Consider the following 15,370-nt stretch of genomic DNA (forward strand, 5'->3'; position numbering starts at 1 on the left):
AATGAGTAATTTTGCAGTTTCCCTTCCTAAAGTCATTGCTATATTACCGGCTGCGGGTATTGGCAGCCGTATGCAGGCTGATTGCCCTAAACAGTATTTAACTGCGGGCGGTAAGACAATCATTGAACACGCAATTTTTTCTTTGCTTGATCACCCGCAAATTCAGCAGATTATCGTCGTCATACATCCGCAGGACACGCAATTTTCCAGATTACCTATCGCGCAGGACCCCCGCATTTGTATTGTTCACGGGGGTGAACAGCGGGCCGACTCAGTGATGGCTGGCTTACAATGTGCGGGGCAGGCGGAGTGGGTATTGGTCCATGATGCGGCGCGTCCTTGCTTGCACCGTGACGATCTTGATCAATTGCTGTCGATTATTGGGCACAGCAAAGTGGGCGGTATTCTGGCAGCACCGGTGCGTGACACCATGAAACGCAGTGAGGCAGGGATCCAAGCCATTGCCCACACTGTTGATCGCCAGGCACTGTGGCATGCCCTGACACCTCAACTTTTTCCGCTTGAGTTATTAAAATTGTGTCTATCCCGCGCCCTGCGAGAGGGGGCGGTGGTCACCGATGAAGCTTCTGCATTAGAGCACTGCGGCTATCATCCGATATTAGTTTCTGGCCGCTCGGACAATATCAAAGTGACGCGTCCAGAGGATCTGGCGCTGGCAGAGTTTTACTTAACCCGGTTACATCATATGGAGAAGCACTAATGCGGATCGGTCACGGTTTCGATGTTCATAAATTTGGTGAGAATGGCAGTGGCCCACTGATTATTGGCGGTGTACGCATCCCCTACGAAAAGGGGCTGGTGGCACACTCCGATGGTGATGTGGCACTGCACGCGGCCACCGATGCCTTGTTAGGCGCCGCTGCTTTAGGTGATATCGGCAAGTTATTTCCCGACACTGAACCGGCATTTAAAGGGGCTGACAGCCGTGGTTTACTGCGCGAAGCTTACCGCCGTATTCTGGCTAAAGGGTATAAGTTGGGGAATCTGGACATTACCATTATTGCCCAAGCGCCTAAAATGGCCCCCCATATCCCGCAGATGCGCGTTCATTTGGCGGAAGACCTACAATGTCATATGGATGATATCAACGTCAAAGCCACCACCACGGAACAGCTTGGTTTCACGGGGCGTGGCGAAGGTATTGCTTGTGAAGCGGTAGCTCTGCTGGTTAAGGCATAAAATATGGACATGGAAAATCTCACCTGGCTACACGGCAAACCCAAAGCGAGTGGCACTCTAAAAGCTAATCCGGAAGATTTTATGGTGATCGAGGATTTGGGCTTTGAGCCAGATGGCGAAGGCGAGCACCTGTTGGTACGTATTCGCAAAAACGGTTGTAATACTCAATTTGTCGCTGACTATCTGTCGCGTTTTGCCAAGATACATCCCCGTCTGGTGAGCTACGCCGGCTTGAAAGATCGCCACGCCGTTACCGAACAGTGGTTCTGTCTGCACCTGCCGGGTAAAGAGGCCCCGGATCTCTCCACCTTTGAACTGGAAGGGTGCGAAGTACTGGAGTCGGTGCGCCAAAAAAGAAAACTGCGCATTGGTTCACTGAAGGGCAACGCTTTTACCCTGGTATTGCGCCACATTACCGATAATCAGGATGTCGAGCAGCGGTTGCAGCAAATTGCGGAGCATGGCGTGCCGAACTATTTTGGCAGCCAGCGGTTTGGCCGTGGTGGCAATAATCTGGTGCAGGCGCGTTTGTGGGCGAACAATCAAATCCGGGTCAAAGAGCGCAGTAAGCGTAGCTTTTATCTGTCAGCCAGTCGTAGCGCAATGTTCAATCAGATTAGCAGCATCCGTTTGGCACAACAGCAGGCCACGACAGTGCTGGAGGGCGATGCATTGCAGCTTTCCGGTCGCGGCAGTTGGTTTGTTGCCGCCATTGATGAATTGACCGCGCTACAGCAGCGCGTCGATGCAGGCGAATTGAATATCACCGCCCCGTTGCCAGGGGAGGGTGAGCTGGGCACTCAGGGCGAGGCACTGGCTTTCGAACTGGCCTGTTTGGCGGAGCAGAGCGAATTACTGGCGCTGGTAAAGCGCGAAGGTGTCGAGGGCGCACGTCGGGCAATCCTGCTGCAACCGCAGAACATGGCGTGGAGCTGGTGGGATGATGTGACCCTCGAACTCCGTTTCTGGTTACCCGCCGGCAGCTTTGCCACCAGTGTGGTGCGCGAAATCATGAATCAGGATAATGCTGATGCTGCGGATATTGCTGAGTAACGACGATGGTATCTCTGCGCCGGGCATCCAAACGCTCGCCAGCGCATTGCGGGCATTCGCGCAGGTACAAATCGTGGCTCCCGATCGTAATCGCAGTGGCTCTTCCAATGCATTGACGCTGGATAGCGCACTGCGCATCGCCACATTATCCAATGGTGATATTGCGGTTCAGCAAGGTACGCCGACCGACTGTGTCTATCTGGGGGTGAATGCATTAATGCGCCCTCGGCCCGATATTGTGGTTTCCGGCATCAATGCTGGCGCAAATCTGGGTGATGATGTTATCTATTCCGGGACGGTCGCGGCAGCGATGGAGGGGCGGCATTTGGGGCTTCCTGCCCTGGCTATCTCACTTAATGGGCATCAGCATTATGAGACGGCGGCGGCGATCACTTGCCGCATATTGCGCGCGTTACAACATATTCCATTGCGTATCGGCAAAATACTGAATATTAATGTACCTGATTTACCCTTATCTGAGATTAAAGGCATCCGGGTAACACGTTGTGGTAGCCGCCATCCAGCGGAGCAGGTATTTTGTCAGCAAGACCCGCGAGGGCAAGATCTCTACTGGATTGGCCCTCCGGGTGAGAAATTTGATGTGGCACCGGACACAGATTTTGCGGCAATTGAGCAAGGTTATGTCTCTATCACGCCACTTCAGGTTGATTTAACCGCCTATGGGGCGCAAGACGTAGTTGAAAACTGGTTAGCCAGCATTCATGAGGTTGACGGGGAATGGTAAATAAACGCATGCAAACATTGTTGATGCAGTTACGTCAGCAAGGTATCCAGGACGAGCGCTTGTTACAGGCGATTGAAGCGGTGCCGCGCGAGCGTTTTGTTGATGAAGCTTTGGCGCATAAAGCGTATGAGAATACAGCTCTACCAATAGGTTCGGGTCAAACTATTTCCCAGCCTTATATGGTGGCGCGAATGACCGAATTGTTGCAATTGACGCCCACCTCGCGGGTATTGGAGATTGGCACCGGTTCAGGTTATCAGACCGCAATTCTGGCGCATTTAGTCGAACATGTTTGCTCAGTCGAACGAATCAAAGGGTTACAGTGGCAGGCAAAACGCCGCCTGAAACAGCTGGATCTGCATAATGTCTCTACCCGCCATGGTGATGGCTGGCTAGGCTGGGCATCACGCGGGCCATTTGATGCGATCATTGTGACAGCGGCTCCACCAGAGATCCCGCAGGCATTGCTTGAGCAGTTAGATGACGGCGGGATATTGGTTCTGCCGGTCGGAGAGCTGGCCCAAACATTAAAATGTGTGCAGCGCCGTCACAATGAATTTCAGATTGAAACGGTGGAAGCTGTCCGCTTTGTCCCCTTGGTCAAAGGGGAATTGGCCTGAACTCAATCTTTTTAATTCAGCCCTAAATCTTTTATCTCATCCGAGACGTGTTGGTTTACGTGAAAGATCGGCAAAAAAATCAGTAACATAAATTTTATGGTATGGCAGGCGTGGTATTGATAGCATGCGCGCTTCTGTATTTGATACATCGCTTATTATTGCTGTCATGGGGGAAGCATGAGCACGGGAAGCCCAATGATTACATTACGCCGAATTGCGGCATGTACGGTTATGAGTTTATGGTTGGCAGGTTGTAGCAATGATAATACAACCTCTGCGCCAATCAGCAGTGTCGGTGGTGATCGTTCAGGTACCATGCTAAGTGGCTCGGACACCAACAGTTCGGGTGAGCGTATCGTTTATAACCGCAGTTACGGCACTATCCCCAAAGGAAGTTACAGCGGTGATACCTATACCGTTAAGCGTGGCGACACGCTGTTTTATATCGCCTGGATAACGGGAAATGACTTCCGTGATCTGGCCGCAAAAAATAATATTGCTGAGCCATATAGCCTAAATGTGGGGCAATCCATTCAGTTGGGGAATGGCTCTGGTGGTGGAATGTTAGCTGCGACTGATGCCACATCAGGCGGAATAGCAAAACCGCCGTCAAATATTCAGAACACAACTACAACGGTTGATTCTCAACCAACTAGCGCGTATTCTGGAAACTCGGGTAAACAGAATGTTGGTAAAATGTTACCAGCGTCAGGTGCAGTTGCCGCGACTACCGCACCTGTTACTGCGCCAAGCAGTCCCATCAGTGATCCAACCAGCAATGGTGGTCCAGTCAGTAGCTGGAAATGGCCAACTGAGGGCAAAACGATCGATAGCTTCTCTGCTTCCGAAGGGGGCAATAAAGGGATTGATATCGCCGGTTCTCGTGGGCAGCCGATCTTCGCTACAGCAAATGGGCGGGTTGTGTATGCTGGGAACGCACTGCGTGGTTACGGTAATCTAATCATCATCAAACACAATGATGATTACCTGAGCGCCTATGCTCACAACGATACAATGCTGGTCCGGGAACAAGAAGAAGTGAAGGCGGGTCAAAAAATAGCCACCATGGGTAGCACCGGAACCAGTTCAGTAAGATTGCACTTTGAAATTCGTTACAAGGGGAAATCCGTAAACCCGCTGCGTTACCTTCCGCAGCGATAGATTGGGCAGAATACGCTGTATTCTGCTCGCCGGATTCACGGGTAGGAGCAGCATATGAGCCAAAATACGCTGAAAGTTAACGAGTTGCATGAAGATGCTGATTTTGATGAAAACAGTACGGAAACTGAAATTTTCGATGAAAAAGCATTAGTAGAGGATGAACCTACTGAAAGCGAGTTAGCGGAAGATGAGCTGTTGGCGCAAGGCGTTACCCAGCGCGTGCTGGATGCGACACAGCTCTACCTTGGTGAGATTGGTTATTCGCCACTGCTGACCGCAGAAGAGGAGGTTTATTTTGCCCGGCGTGCATTGCGCGGAGATGTGCCTTCACGTCGGCGTATGATTGAAAGTAACTTGCGGTTGGTGGTGAAAATCGCTCGTCGTTACAGCAATCGCGGCTTAGCGCTGCTGGATCTGATTGAGGAGGGTAACCTCGGCCTGATCCGTGCGGTGGAAAAGTTTGATCCTGAACGCGGTTTTCGTTTCTCCACTTATGCCACATGGTGGATCCGTCAAACGATTGAGCGGGCAATTATGAACCAAACCCGAACCATACGTTTGCCTATCCATATCGTTAAAGAATTAAACGTTTATTTGCGTACTGCCCGAGAACTTTCTCATAAATTGGATCATGAACCGAGCGCTGAAGAGATTGCTGAGCAACTCGACAAGCCGGTCGATGACGTGAGCCGTATGTTACGCCTCAATGAACGTATCACTTCTGTTGATACACCTTTAGGCGGCGACTCAGAGAAAGCCTTGTTGGATATTCTCTCTGACGAGAATGAAAACGGTCCGGAAGATACAACGCAAGATGATGATATGAAACAAAGTATCGTCAAATGGCTGTTTGAATTGAATGCAAAACAGCGCGAAGTATTGGCCCGTCGTTTTGGTCTGTTAGGATATGAAGCAGCAACGTTAGAAGATGTTGGCCGTGAGATTGGTTTGACACGCGAACGTGTCCGCCAGATTCAGGTTGAAGGCTTGCGCCGTCTGCGGGAAATTCTGCAAACTCAAGGTTTAAGTATTGAGGCGTTGTTCCGCGAATAGATATACCCGGCATATTTCAGATTGTATTTAGGGTATAGAGAGTTATTCCGATAAAACACAAAAACGGTGAACTGATGTTCACCGTTTTTTTATGGGCGTTATACCATGCTTTTCAGGCGGTAAATCCACTCCAGTGCCTGACGAGGTGACAGTGAATCGGGGTCTAGAGCTTCCAATGCCTCAACGGCGGGTGGCGTCTCTTCATTGAGCAGCGTTAGTTGCGAGCCATCAATTTTGCTCGCCGCGGCATTATTGGAGAGAGACTCCAGCTCTTTCAGCTTCTGCCGCGCCCGCTTGATCACCTCTCGCGGCACACCAGCCAGTGCTGCAACCGCCAAACCATAACTTTTACTGGCTGCGCCATCTTGTACGCTGTGCATAAAGGCGATAGTTTCCCCATGCTCCAACGCATCAAGGTGTACGTTTACCACGCCCTCCATTTTTTCCGGCAGGGTAGTTAGCTCAAAGTAATGGGTGGCAAACAGCGTCATTGCTTTAATGCGGCTAGCCAGATTTTCAGCGCAGGCCCAGGCCAGTGATAAGCCATCATAAGTTGATGTACCGCGCCCAATTTCATCCATCAACACCAAACTTTGCTCGGTGGCGTTATGCAGTATATTGGCGGTTTCTGTCATTTCCACCATGAAGGTAGAGCGGCCAGATGCCAGATCGTCCGCCGCGCCAACACGGGTGAAGATGCGATCAATCGGACCAATCGTAGCCTGATCCGCAGGCACATAACTCCCCAGGTGGGCTAGCAGCACAATCAGTGCTGTTTGGCGCATATAGGTGCTTTTACCCCCCATATTTGGGCCAGTAATGATCAGCATACGTCGTTGAGGTGATAGCGTCAGCGGGTTAGAGATAAAGGGTTCGCTCAACACTTGCTCAACCACCGGATGGCGACCACCGGTAATTTTGATCCCCGGTTTATCACTCAGGGTCGGGCAACTGTAGTTGAGTGTTTCTGCTCTTTCCGCCAGATTCGACAGCACATCCAGCTCAGCCAGTGCATTGGCGCTGGTTTGCAATTCGGACAGATGTGGCAATAGCAGATCAAAAATCTCTTCGTATAACCCTTTTTCAATCGCCAGCGCTTTGCCTTTAGAGGTCAGAACTTTGTCTTCATACTCTTTCAGCTCAGGAATAATGTAGCGCTCGGCATTCTTCAGTGTTTGTCTGCGGACATAATGAATTGGAACCAGATGGCTCTGACCACGACTCACCTGAATGTAGTAGCCATGGACGCCATTGAAGCCCACTTTTAGCGTATCCAGACCCAACTTCTCACGTTCGCGAATTTCCAGCCGATCCAGATAGTCGGTCGCGCCATCGGCCAGTGCTCGCCACTCATCCAGCTCGGCATTGTAGCCCGGTGCAATAACGCCACCATCGCGCACTAATACCGGCGGCGTTTCAACAATGGCCCGCTCCAGCAAGTCGAGTAACTCATCAAACTGGCCGACTTGCGATAGCAGGTTTTGCACATGAGGAACATCTACCGGTTGCAGTAAGCGATGGATCTCCGGCAATTGCTGAAAAGCATGACGCATACGAGCCAGATCTCTCGGACGGGCGGTGCGTAGTGCCAGTCGTGCTAAAATACGTTCTAAATCACCGACTTGACGCAGCGGTGTTTGCAGCTCGGCCGTAATATCTTGCAGGCCGCCAATGGCTTGCTGGCGATCCGTTAACACCTTGATATCGCGCACGGGCATATGGAGCCAGCGTTTCAGCATTCGGCTACCCATGGCGGTCACACTGCAATCAAGAATTGCCGCCAGCGTATTCTCTGTACCGCCGGATAAATTAAGGGTCAGTTCGAGATTACGGCGGGTGGCGGCATCCATCACGATACCATCTTGCTGGCGCTCCATGGTTAAACCACGGATATGGGGCAAGGAGGTGCGCTGGGTATCTTTGACATATTGCAGCAGGCAGCCCGCGGCACGTAATGCCTGATGGGCTTGCTCAACACCAAAACCGATTAAGTCGCGCGTGCCGAATTGCAGATTAAGCTGCTGTTTGGCGGTTTCCAGCTCAAACTCCCACAATGGGCGGCGGCGTAAGCCATGGCGATGCTCAATCAGCGACATCTGCTCGAAGTTCTCTGGATACAACAGTTCGGCAGGATTGGTGCGTTGCAGCTCGGCGGCCATGGTTTCAATATCGTCCGGTTCTGCAACCCGGAAGCGACCAGAACTGATATCCAGGGTCGCATAGCCAAATCCACGTGCATCCTGCCAAATAGCGGCCAGCAGATTATCCTGTCGCTCTTGCAGTAAAGCCTCATCACTGACTGTTCCGGGCGTCACTATTCGCACGACTTTGCGCTCAACCGGCCCTTTACTGGTTGCCGGGTCACCGATTTGCTCACAGATAGCCGCTGATTCACCTAACTGGACCAGTTTCGCCAGATAGGGCTCAATTGAATGATAGGGGACACCAGCCATGGGAATCGGCTCACCAGCAGAAGCACCGCGTTTGGTCAGTGAGATATCCAGCAGCTGTGAGGCGCGCTTCGCATCACTGTAAAACAGCTCATAAAAATCCCCCATCCGGTAGAACAGCAGTATGTCCGGATGCTGGGCTTTGAGTCGAAGGTACTGCTGCATCATTGGTGTGTGGCTATCAAGCTTATCAGGATTATTCATGCGTTTATATTTTCTAGTTAAGTCCTTTTTCCAGTCGACATACTAGCCCAGTGGCCTGAAAACTGACATAGGTAAAAATTCGAGCTCCTTCCCAATTATGCAGTTCAGCCCCTAAGTTCAAAGGCTATAAAATCCTAACGTAATAGTTTCAAAATGTTACTTGAAGGCGGGGTTGCCAGGGAATAGAGCTTTCGCCGTCTGATACAGGCGATTGGCTTGAGCAGCATTGTTCTGATACTGGTTAATCATGATGAGGCTTAGATAAATATTCGGATCATTGTGTAGCTGAATGTACTGCTCTGCCCATGCACTAAACTGCGCCAGTAACATAGGATCTTGGCGCTGGTTAAATTGCAGTAACAGATTGATATGGCGGTTGTACTCATACCTTTCCCATTGAATGTAGGGATTCGTCAGAGAACTTAATGGCCGCATATCAACTAACCCATCTCTTTCGGCCAGTGTCAGCACTCGGCCAGTTTTGAAGCCCGTCATCATAAATAGCAGAGTAGATATTGCCGATAAAATGACGACATAGTGCAGCCCGCGTTGCCATAGCTGGGGAGGTGTGGTTGCTGCCACCAACATGTTTTCCGGGATCATCAATCGGCCAAGCAGAATAAGCACCAGCCAGTGGGCGGCGGATTGATAAAGAGGCAGCTCGGTCATCAGATGCAACGCGATCGGCAAAGTGAGCACCCACAGCGGGAACACCGCTTTGGGCTGCATCAACAGGGGTTTTACATAGCCGATAGCGAGTAACAACATTCCTACCAGTGCCACGATGCCACCCTCAGCCCAGCCATACAGCACTTCATTATGGGGGTGAGAAGGGAAAATAAAGTTATTCGGGACTTGCCCGGCTTGTGACAGTGTTTGCGCAAAAGCAGACTCAAAGCTACCGTAGCCCCAACCTAGCCAGGGGTGCTGCTGTATCATGTGCCAGGTATATTTGAGGATTAACCCGCGATCGCGGTTACTGGCTTCTTTGGCGAGCAGCAAGCTATCACTCAATTGGCTTAGCAGGTAAAGGGCGGCCAGTATGCTTAGCAGACTCGATAACCACAACCAGGCGATTTGCCGCTGACGCCAATAATAGAGCGAAAGCAAGAGTAAGGTTGAGACTCCACCGACCCAGCCGATCCGCGATTGCAGCAGCATCAATAAGCCGGGGATAATCAGTAGTGTCAGTGTGCTGATACCGCGTACGGCTCGGCTGCCTGAGACCATAAACAGATAGGCGGCGATGGCATAACCCGTTGCCAGATAACTGGCCAGCACGTTAGTTTGCTGAAAGATGCCATAAGGGCGCTGTGCAATATCGAACTCCATCCAGTTATCGGATGTAAAAACAAATAGTTGCAGTAGGGCCAGCATGGCCTGCCCCCAAGCGGACAACAGGATGAGCATCAACCACACTTGTCGCGAACCAGTGCTCAGCTTCAGCCGAAAAAGCCCAAACAGCACTATTATCCCGCCCCACAAACCTAAAATACGGGGTAACCAAGCACCTATGTGCTGCAAGGAGGCGGGAAATAATCCAGGAATACTCATCATGAGTGCACCGGATAGTAGCCACAGACAACCCGGAGAGTTCAGGGTATGGCCCGCTTCATGACGTGGCCAATAGAGTGCAATTGTCAGTAGCGCCATCATGGCCCAGATGACAATGTTGGTGGGGAGATGAAGCCCGGCACCGCCTCTATTGATCTCATAGTGCATCATGGCAATAAATGTTATGGCGATGATTGCGATAACAATTAGATGACTCCCTTTCGCTGGGAGGGCGTTTTTTATTGGTGTAGGTAAACAGAGTTTCATTATCTATCAACAAGTTACTTTTATATCGAATAAAACATGACACCATGATTGGTTCACGTTTTATCAGCGCATTCAGTCACTGGCACCCCCTTAGGGCTGCCGTCTCTATTTTTCTGCTGGCTGAGCAATAAACCAGCGTAATGAATTCAACACTTTAGTTTCAGACATCTTGGCTCTGTTCTCAGCAACCAACTTCATTAATACCAATCTTGCGGTATAAATATCTAATTGTGCTTTATCAGCCAACTCTCGGGTTTTTGGCCAACTCTCCACTGGTGGTACAGATTCACTAAACTGTTCTTTCAATACATGACATGTTTCTTCCAATATTCCCATGACTTCTTCTTTACGTTGATTCTTAGGTTTCATTGATTTCTCCTAATGCAATATCTTTATTAAGAATGTCTTGTTTTTTATTTCTTACATTCTCTACTCTTTATTTATATTTCCCACGCGCGAGTAAGTATTTTCCTACAAATTTAAAGGATGGTTCTTACAGGCATTAAGGTCTCGTCTTATTTATTTTGTATTGTTTTTATAATTTTCATTTAACGATCATAAAGCAGGGTGCGAAAATTAATAATTAATACGGCTTTTAGCTCCAAATAAATACCATTCTCAAATGCATAATAAAACAATGAACCTTTATTTTTTAGTAAAATAAAATTTTGAGTTTGTAATTTTTTATTCATATATTTCAATATGTTGTCGTAATCTTTATGACTTTAAATCAAAATATTGCTTTGGTTTTTAAGCTGCTATTAAGGCTTGGATTTATCGATGCTAAGTTTTTTCTGCTTTTTGAATTAAGGTCTTTAGGATTTAATGTCGATTATAATTTGACTTATGGAATAAGCAATCGTTAATTTCGAAAAAGTGACTTTTAGCGATCTAATGTGTCGACATGTCATTTTTGGTAGTGGTAAGTGTCGAAGGTGTGATGTTTATCGATCAATCTTATCGATATTAATTGGTAACTGTAATTAATTAAGGCAAACACTCTGAATTTTGATTTTTTGAATTAATTACCTATGAACTAAGCATCTATATTTGTATTATCTGCTTCGAACAAAAAGGTCTTAAACGTTATTTAAAGGTTTTTTTAAAATGCAGGCGTCTTTCAATGTCTGCATGTTGAATCTATAGCTCTCTGTTGTACGCGACTTATTTCTTCGTATTTTAACGAAAATAAGATGCATGAGTTCTTATGTTTCAACTACTTCGATGCAGTATTTACCTTGAGTCTATTAAGGTAGGTGAACTTGCAAAACTTAAATTGTGTATAAAGGAATTACGTAATGAAACTGAATAAAACGATCTTGGCAGCAGCTTTGGTATTAGGTTTTGCTTCTGTAGCTAACGCAGCAGATCAAGGTCAAGGTACTGTGACTTTCAATGGCTCTATCATTGATGCGCCATGCTCAATCGCAGCAGGTTCTGATTCTCAGACTGTTGAAATGGGTCAGATCTCTAACGTAGCTCTGCAGAATGGTGGTCGTTCTTCTTCCCATGATTTCGACATCAAACTGGAAAACTGCGATACCACTACTCTGAAAACAGTAACCACTACTTTTAGCGGTGCAGAATCAGCTGCAGTCCCTGGCCTGCTGGGTATCGTTGGTCTGGCTGAAGGCGCTGGTATTGCCATCGTTGATGGTACTGGTTCTGTTGTGACTCTGGGCGATGCAACTGCTGAACAGACTCTGATCACCGGCAACAACACTTTGGCTTTCTCTGCTTACCTGCAGGGCAGCACTGCTTCTGACGCCATCAAACCAGGTAGCTTCTCAAGCGTAGCTAACTTCATGTTGGCTTACCAATAAGCACCCCTTTTTTAATTGGACATGCGGATTTATCCGCATGTCTTTTTATCTTGAGAAAGATACGTGTTGGATGAGCTAGGTGATTTATGTCCAGGTCATTTTTTTTGCTAGTGCCTCCCTCCTTACTAATGGCGTCATTGCTTAGTGTTTCTGCAATGGCTGATCCCATGAAGACAGATTTGGGCTACGTGAGTATGGAAGGAAGTATTACTGACACATCTTGCGCGATAGACCCAGGAAGTTTGGAGCAGACCATCGATATGGCGATTATGCCGATCGGTCAGTTGGTTGAGAATGGCGTGGGGAATGAGCACCCGTTTGCAATTCGCTTACTGGATTGCACGTTAGTTCATGCGGATCCCGATAAGTCCAATCGGCAGCATTTTACGGTCTCATTTGATGGTGCGGCGGATGGCAGTAATTTCGCGGTTTACGGTGAAGCCGAGGGAGTTGCAATGCAAATCATTGATGATAAAGGCAATGCTTCTACTCCAGGTGTGCCGTCACCGGAAATTAACATTATTCCTAGTGATGATATGAGACTCAATTATGCCCTGCGGTTAGTGGGCAATGGCAAGATGCTGCGCGCTGGAAACTATTACTCCAGTGTTCGTTTCAAATTGGATTATTACTGATTTCAATGAGTAAGGTGACATATCCCATGGTATCCGCTCGTTTCATCACCCACGGTATTGCCCGTAGTGGTTTATTACGCATTTTGATTGCAGTTGCGTTAAGTGGCAATGCCTATGGCGTGTCAGCCAGCGATGATATCCAGTTTAATACCGATGTGTTGGATACCAAAGATCGCGCCAATATCGATCTGAGCCAATTCTCCCAACGTGGTTATATCATGCCTGGGAGTTATAACTTATTGGTTCATATGAATAAGCAGGAACTCAACGAACAACCTGTGGTGTTCTACGCCTCTGAGAAAGATCCAAAAATTAGTGAGGCGTGTTTATCACCCAAGTTGGTTGAGTTGCTGGCGCTGAAAGAAGAAAACCTTCATAAGCTGACCTGGTGGCGCAATGGCGAGTGTTTGGATATCAGCAGCTTGCCCGGTTTGACTGTGCAAGGTGACTTGGCGACCTCATCACTCTACCTGAGTGTGCCGCAAGCTTGGTTGGAATACAGCGAACCCGATTGGGATCCGCCCTCTCGTTGGGAAGAGGGTATTCCTGGGGTGCTTTTCGACTATAACCTGTTGGGGCAATTGAACCGCCAGCAGACCAACAATACCAACAACAATAGCTTGAGCGGTAACGGCACCACTGGGGCCAACGTTGGCGCCTGGCGGTTCCGTGCGGATTGGCAGACGCGTATTGAGCAGGTTTCTGGTTCGCCGACTGAACGTCAGTGGGATTGGAGCCGTTATTACGCCTACCGTGCGATACCGAGTTTGGGTGCCAAGTTGACGTTGGGTGAAGATTTTCTCAACTCAGGGATTTTTGACAGCTTCCGCTTCAGTGGTGCCAGTCTGGTCACTGATGACAACATGTTACCGCCGAATTTACGCGGTTATGCACCTGAAATTATGGGTGTTGCCCGCACCAATGCGCGGGTCATTGTGAGCCAACAAGGGCGTGTATTGAGTGAAACACTGGTCGCCGCCGGCCCATTCCGTATTCAGAACCTGAATAGTTTTGTTTCTGGGGCTTTAGATGTGCGGGTGGAGGAGCTTGATGGCCAAGTCCAGCAATTCCAGGTCAATACCGCCAGTATTCCTTACCTGACTCGCCCTGGAATGGTGCGCTATCGGGTTGCCGCCGGTAAGCCCTCGAATATTGGGCATCGGGCTGAAGGGCCGGCATTTGCCACCGGGGAGTTCTCTTGGGGGGTCAATAACGGTTGGTCACTGTTTGGTGGTGGGATCAGCGGTGAAAACGAATATCAAGCAGCATCCATGGGGGTGGGGCGTGATCTGATGGAGTTTGGTGCCGTGTCGGTTGATATGACTCAATCCTGGGCCAACTTGCCGGATCAAGGCACCTTGAGTGGTGGCTCTTACCGAGTCAACTATTCGAAAAACTTCCAGGAAACGGGCAGCCAGGTGACGTTCGCCGGCTACCGCTTCTCTGAACGTAACTTTATGAGCATGACCGAGTATCTCGATGCGCGATATCGCGGCGACAGAGTCGGCGGCAATAAAGAGATGTATACCATCAGCTTCAACCAGCAGTTCCGTGATCTGGGGTTGAGTGCTTATCTGAACTATAGCCATCAGACCTATTGGGATCGTTCGGCGAATGACCGCTATAACCTCTCATTAGCTCGCTATTTTGACGTGGGTAAATTCAAGAACGTCAGTCTGTCACTGTCTGCTTTCCGTAACCGGTATAACGACAGCAATGATGACGGGATGTACTTGTCCTTATCCATGCCATTCGGTAACAACGCCACCTTGAGTTATAGCGCGTCAGTCAGTAGTGGTGAAAACACGCATCGAGTCGGATACGCCAATCGTCCTGATGCTCACAACAACTACCAGATTAATACGGGCGTAGCACGTAGCGGCGCGTTGGTGAGTGGTAACTATAACCATATTGGCAATAGCGCAGATATTAATGCCAACGCCAGCTATCAGGAAGGGCAGTACTCCTCCGTCGGTTTAGGTATTCAGGGGGGGGCTACCGTCACGGGTGAAGGTGCGGCACTACATCGGGCGAATGTCATGGGTGGCACGCGACTGCTACTTGATACTCAAGGTGTGGAAGATGTTCCGGTTCAGGGCTATGGCTCAACTGTACGTACCAACCGCTTTGGTAAAGCCATTGTTAGCGATGTGAATAGTTATCACCGCAACCGAGCGAGTATCGATATCGATAACTTGTCGGATAACGTGGAAGCCCGAGGCACGGTAGCACAAGTGACACTGACTGAAGGTGCTATCGGTTATCGCCGCTTTAATGTGATTGCTGGTGAGAAAGCGATGGCCATGCTGCGCATGGCTGATGGTTCAGCACCGCCATTCGGTGCCACGGTATTAAATGGAAATCAGCAAGAGACCGGCATTGTTAATGACGATGGTTCTACTTATCTCAGTGGGATCAAAGCCGGTGAAACCATGTCAGTGCACTGGAATGGGAAGGCGCAATGTAGCGTGACACTTCCGAAGATACTGACTCCAGCAGTACTGACGAATCTACTGTTGCCTTGTCAGCCGATAACGGAAGGGGATAAACCCCCGGTATCACAGTAGAAAGGTTGAGCAATGGACCTGCGGATAACAGCTCGTTT

General features: G+C 49.1%; 13 protein-coding genes. 10 read left to right on the forward strand and 3 right to left on the reverse strand.

Going from position 1 to position 15,370, the window contains the following annotated elements; all coding sequences use genetic code 11:
- Position 1 precedes the first annotated feature (1 nt).
- The 7 genes from ispD to rpoS all read left to right on the forward strand — a co-directional run bounded on the left by ispD (position 2) and on the right by rpoS (position 5,832).
- Positions 2–721: a 2-C-methyl-D-erythritol 4-phosphate cytidylyltransferase gene (gene ispD / locus AACW11_RS20380; RefSeq protein ID WP_212585349.1), complete on the forward strand. Its 720-nt coding sequence runs from the start codon at positions 2–4 to the stop codon at positions 719–721.
- On the forward strand, positions 721–1,200 hold the full coding sequence (gene ispF, locus AACW11_RS20385; RefSeq protein WP_212585350.1) for a 2-C-methyl-D-erythritol 2,4-cyclodiphosphate synthase: 480 nt from the start codon (positions 721–723) through the stop codon (positions 1,198–1,200). Before ispD ends, ispF begins: the two co-directional genes overlap by 1 nt.
- 3 nt (positions 1,201–1,203) lie before the next feature.
- The gene (truD, locus tag AACW11_RS20390) at positions 1,204–2,253 is read left to right on the forward strand and encodes a tRNA pseudouridine(13) synthase TruD (protein WP_212585351.1); all 1,050 of its coding nucleotides are present in this window, start codon (positions 1,204–1,206) and stop codon (positions 2,251–2,253) included.
- The gene (surE, locus tag AACW11_RS20395; protein WP_212585352.1) at positions 2,231–2,998 is read left to right on the forward strand and encodes a 5'/3'-nucleotidase SurE; all 768 of its coding nucleotides are present in this window, start codon (positions 2,231–2,233) and stop codon (positions 2,996–2,998) included. The genes truD and surE overlap by 23 nt, the downstream gene beginning before the upstream one ends.
- The gene (locus AACW11_RS20400; protein WP_212585353.1) at positions 2,992–3,618 is read left to right on the forward strand and encodes a protein-L-isoaspartate(D-aspartate) O-methyltransferase; all 627 of its coding nucleotides are present in this window, start codon (positions 2,992–2,994) and stop codon (positions 3,616–3,618) included. Before surE ends, AACW11_RS20400 begins: the two co-directional genes overlap by 7 nt.
- A 195-nt stretch (positions 3,619–3,813) precedes the next feature.
- Complete coding sequence (nlpD, locus tag AACW11_RS20405) at positions 3,814–4,779, forward strand: murein hydrolase activator NlpD (RefSeq protein ID WP_212585413.1); 966 nt, start codon at positions 3,814–3,816, stop codon at positions 4,777–4,779.
- A gap of 54 nt (positions 4,780–4,833) precedes the next feature.
- Positions 4,834–5,832: an RNA polymerase sigma factor RpoS gene (rpoS, locus tag AACW11_RS20410; protein ID WP_019210991.1), complete on the forward strand. Its 999-nt coding sequence runs from the start codon at positions 4,834–4,836 to the stop codon at positions 5,830–5,832.
- A gap of 98 nt (positions 5,833–5,930) precedes the next feature.
- On the opposite strand, the gene mutS is transcribed toward rpoS, so the two are convergent.
- From mutS to AACW11_RS20425, 3 genes are all read right to left on the reverse strand, one after another.
- Positions 5,931–8,486 (reverse strand): DNA mismatch repair protein MutS, encoded by a 2,556-nt coding sequence (gene mutS, locus AACW11_RS20415; protein WP_212585354.1) that lies wholly within the window; start codon positions 8,484–8,486, stop codon positions 5,931–5,933.
- Positions 8,487–8,642: 156 nt separating this feature from the next.
- Positions 8,643–10,307 (reverse strand): PglL family O-oligosaccharyltransferase, encoded by a 1,665-nt coding sequence (locus AACW11_RS20420; RefSeq protein WP_212585355.1) that lies wholly within the window; start codon positions 10,305–10,307, stop codon positions 8,643–8,645.
- A gap of 105 nt (positions 10,308–10,412) precedes the next feature.
- On the reverse strand, positions 10,413–10,676 hold the full coding sequence (locus AACW11_RS20425; RefSeq protein WP_212585356.1) for a faeA-like family protein: 264 nt from the start codon (positions 10,674–10,676) through the stop codon (positions 10,413–10,415).
- 929 nt (positions 10,677–11,605) lie between these two features.
- Here AACW11_RS20425 and AACW11_RS20430 point away from each other — a divergent pair.
- From AACW11_RS20430 to AACW11_RS20440, 3 genes are all read left to right on the forward strand, one after another.
- Positions 11,606–12,130 (forward strand): fimbrial protein, encoded by a 525-nt coding sequence (locus AACW11_RS20430; RefSeq protein WP_005274134.1) that lies wholly within the window; start codon positions 11,606–11,608, stop codon positions 12,128–12,130.
- Positions 12,131–12,258: 128 nt separating this feature from the next.
- Complete coding sequence (locus AACW11_RS20435; protein WP_212585414.1) at positions 12,259–12,765, forward strand: fimbrial protein; 507 nt, start codon at positions 12,259–12,261, stop codon at positions 12,763–12,765.
- 26 nt (positions 12,766–12,791) lie between these two features.
- Positions 12,792–15,332 carry an outer membrane usher protein gene (locus tag AACW11_RS20440; RefSeq protein WP_212585357.1) on the forward strand — a complete coding sequence of 847 codons (2,541 nt, stop codon included), beginning with the start codon at positions 12,792–12,794 and terminating at the stop codon, positions 15,330–15,332.
- Positions 15,333–15,370 lie beyond the last annotated feature (38 nt).

The organism is Yersinia sp. Marseille-Q3913 (assembly GCF_963892745.1).
Taxonomy (GTDB): domain Bacteria; phylum Pseudomonadota; class Gammaproteobacteria; order Enterobacterales; family Enterobacteriaceae; genus Yersinia; species Yersinia bercovieri.

Excerpts from the sequence above, each read along its gene's own strand:
- rpoS (WP_019210991.1), top strand. The coding sequence starts at position 4,834 with ATGAGCCAAAATACGCTGAAAGTTAACGAGTTGCATGAAGATGCTGAT.
- AACW11_RS20430 (WP_005274134.1), top strand. The coding sequence starts at position 11,606 with ATGAAACTGAATAAAACGATCTTGGCAGCAGCTTTGGTATTAGGTTTT.
- nlpD (WP_212585413.1), top strand. The coding sequence starts at position 3,814 with ATGATTACATTACGCCGAATTGCGGCATGTACGGTTATGAGTTTATGG.
- truD (WP_212585351.1), top strand. The coding sequence starts at position 1,204 with ATGGACATGGAAAATCTCACCTGGCTACACGGCAAACCCAAAGCGAGT.
- ispF (WP_212585350.1), top strand. The coding sequence starts at position 721 with ATGCGGATCGGTCACGGTTTCGATGTTCATAAATTTGGTGAGAATGGC.
- AACW11_RS20400 (WP_212585353.1), top strand. The coding sequence starts at position 2,992 with ATGGTAAATAAACGCATGCAAACATTGTTGATGCAGTTACGTCAGCAA.
- surE (WP_212585352.1), top strand. The coding sequence starts at position 2,231 with ATGCTGCGGATATTGCTGAGTAACGACGATGGTATCTCTGCGCCGGGC.
- AACW11_RS20425 (WP_212585356.1), bottom strand. The coding sequence starts at position 10,676 with ATGAAACCTAAGAATCAACGTAAAGAAGAAGTCATGGGAATATTGGAA.
- AACW11_RS20440 (WP_212585357.1), top strand. The coding sequence starts at position 12,792 with ATGGTATCCGCTCGTTTCATCACCCACGGTATTGCCCGTAGTGGTTTA.
- AACW11_RS20420 (WP_212585355.1), bottom strand. The coding sequence starts at position 10,307 with ATGAAACTCTGTTTACCTACACCAATAAAAAACGCCCTCCCAGCGAAA.
- ispD (WP_212585349.1), top strand. The coding sequence starts at position 2 with ATGAGTAATTTTGCAGTTTCCCTTCCTAAAGTCATTGCTATATTACCG.
- AACW11_RS20435 (WP_212585414.1), top strand. The coding sequence starts at position 12,259 with ATGGCGTCATTGCTTAGTGTTTCTGCAATGGCTGATCCCATGAAGACA.
- mutS (WP_212585354.1), bottom strand. The coding sequence starts at position 8,486 with ATGAATAATCCTGATAAGCTTGATAGCCACACACCAATGATGCAGCAG.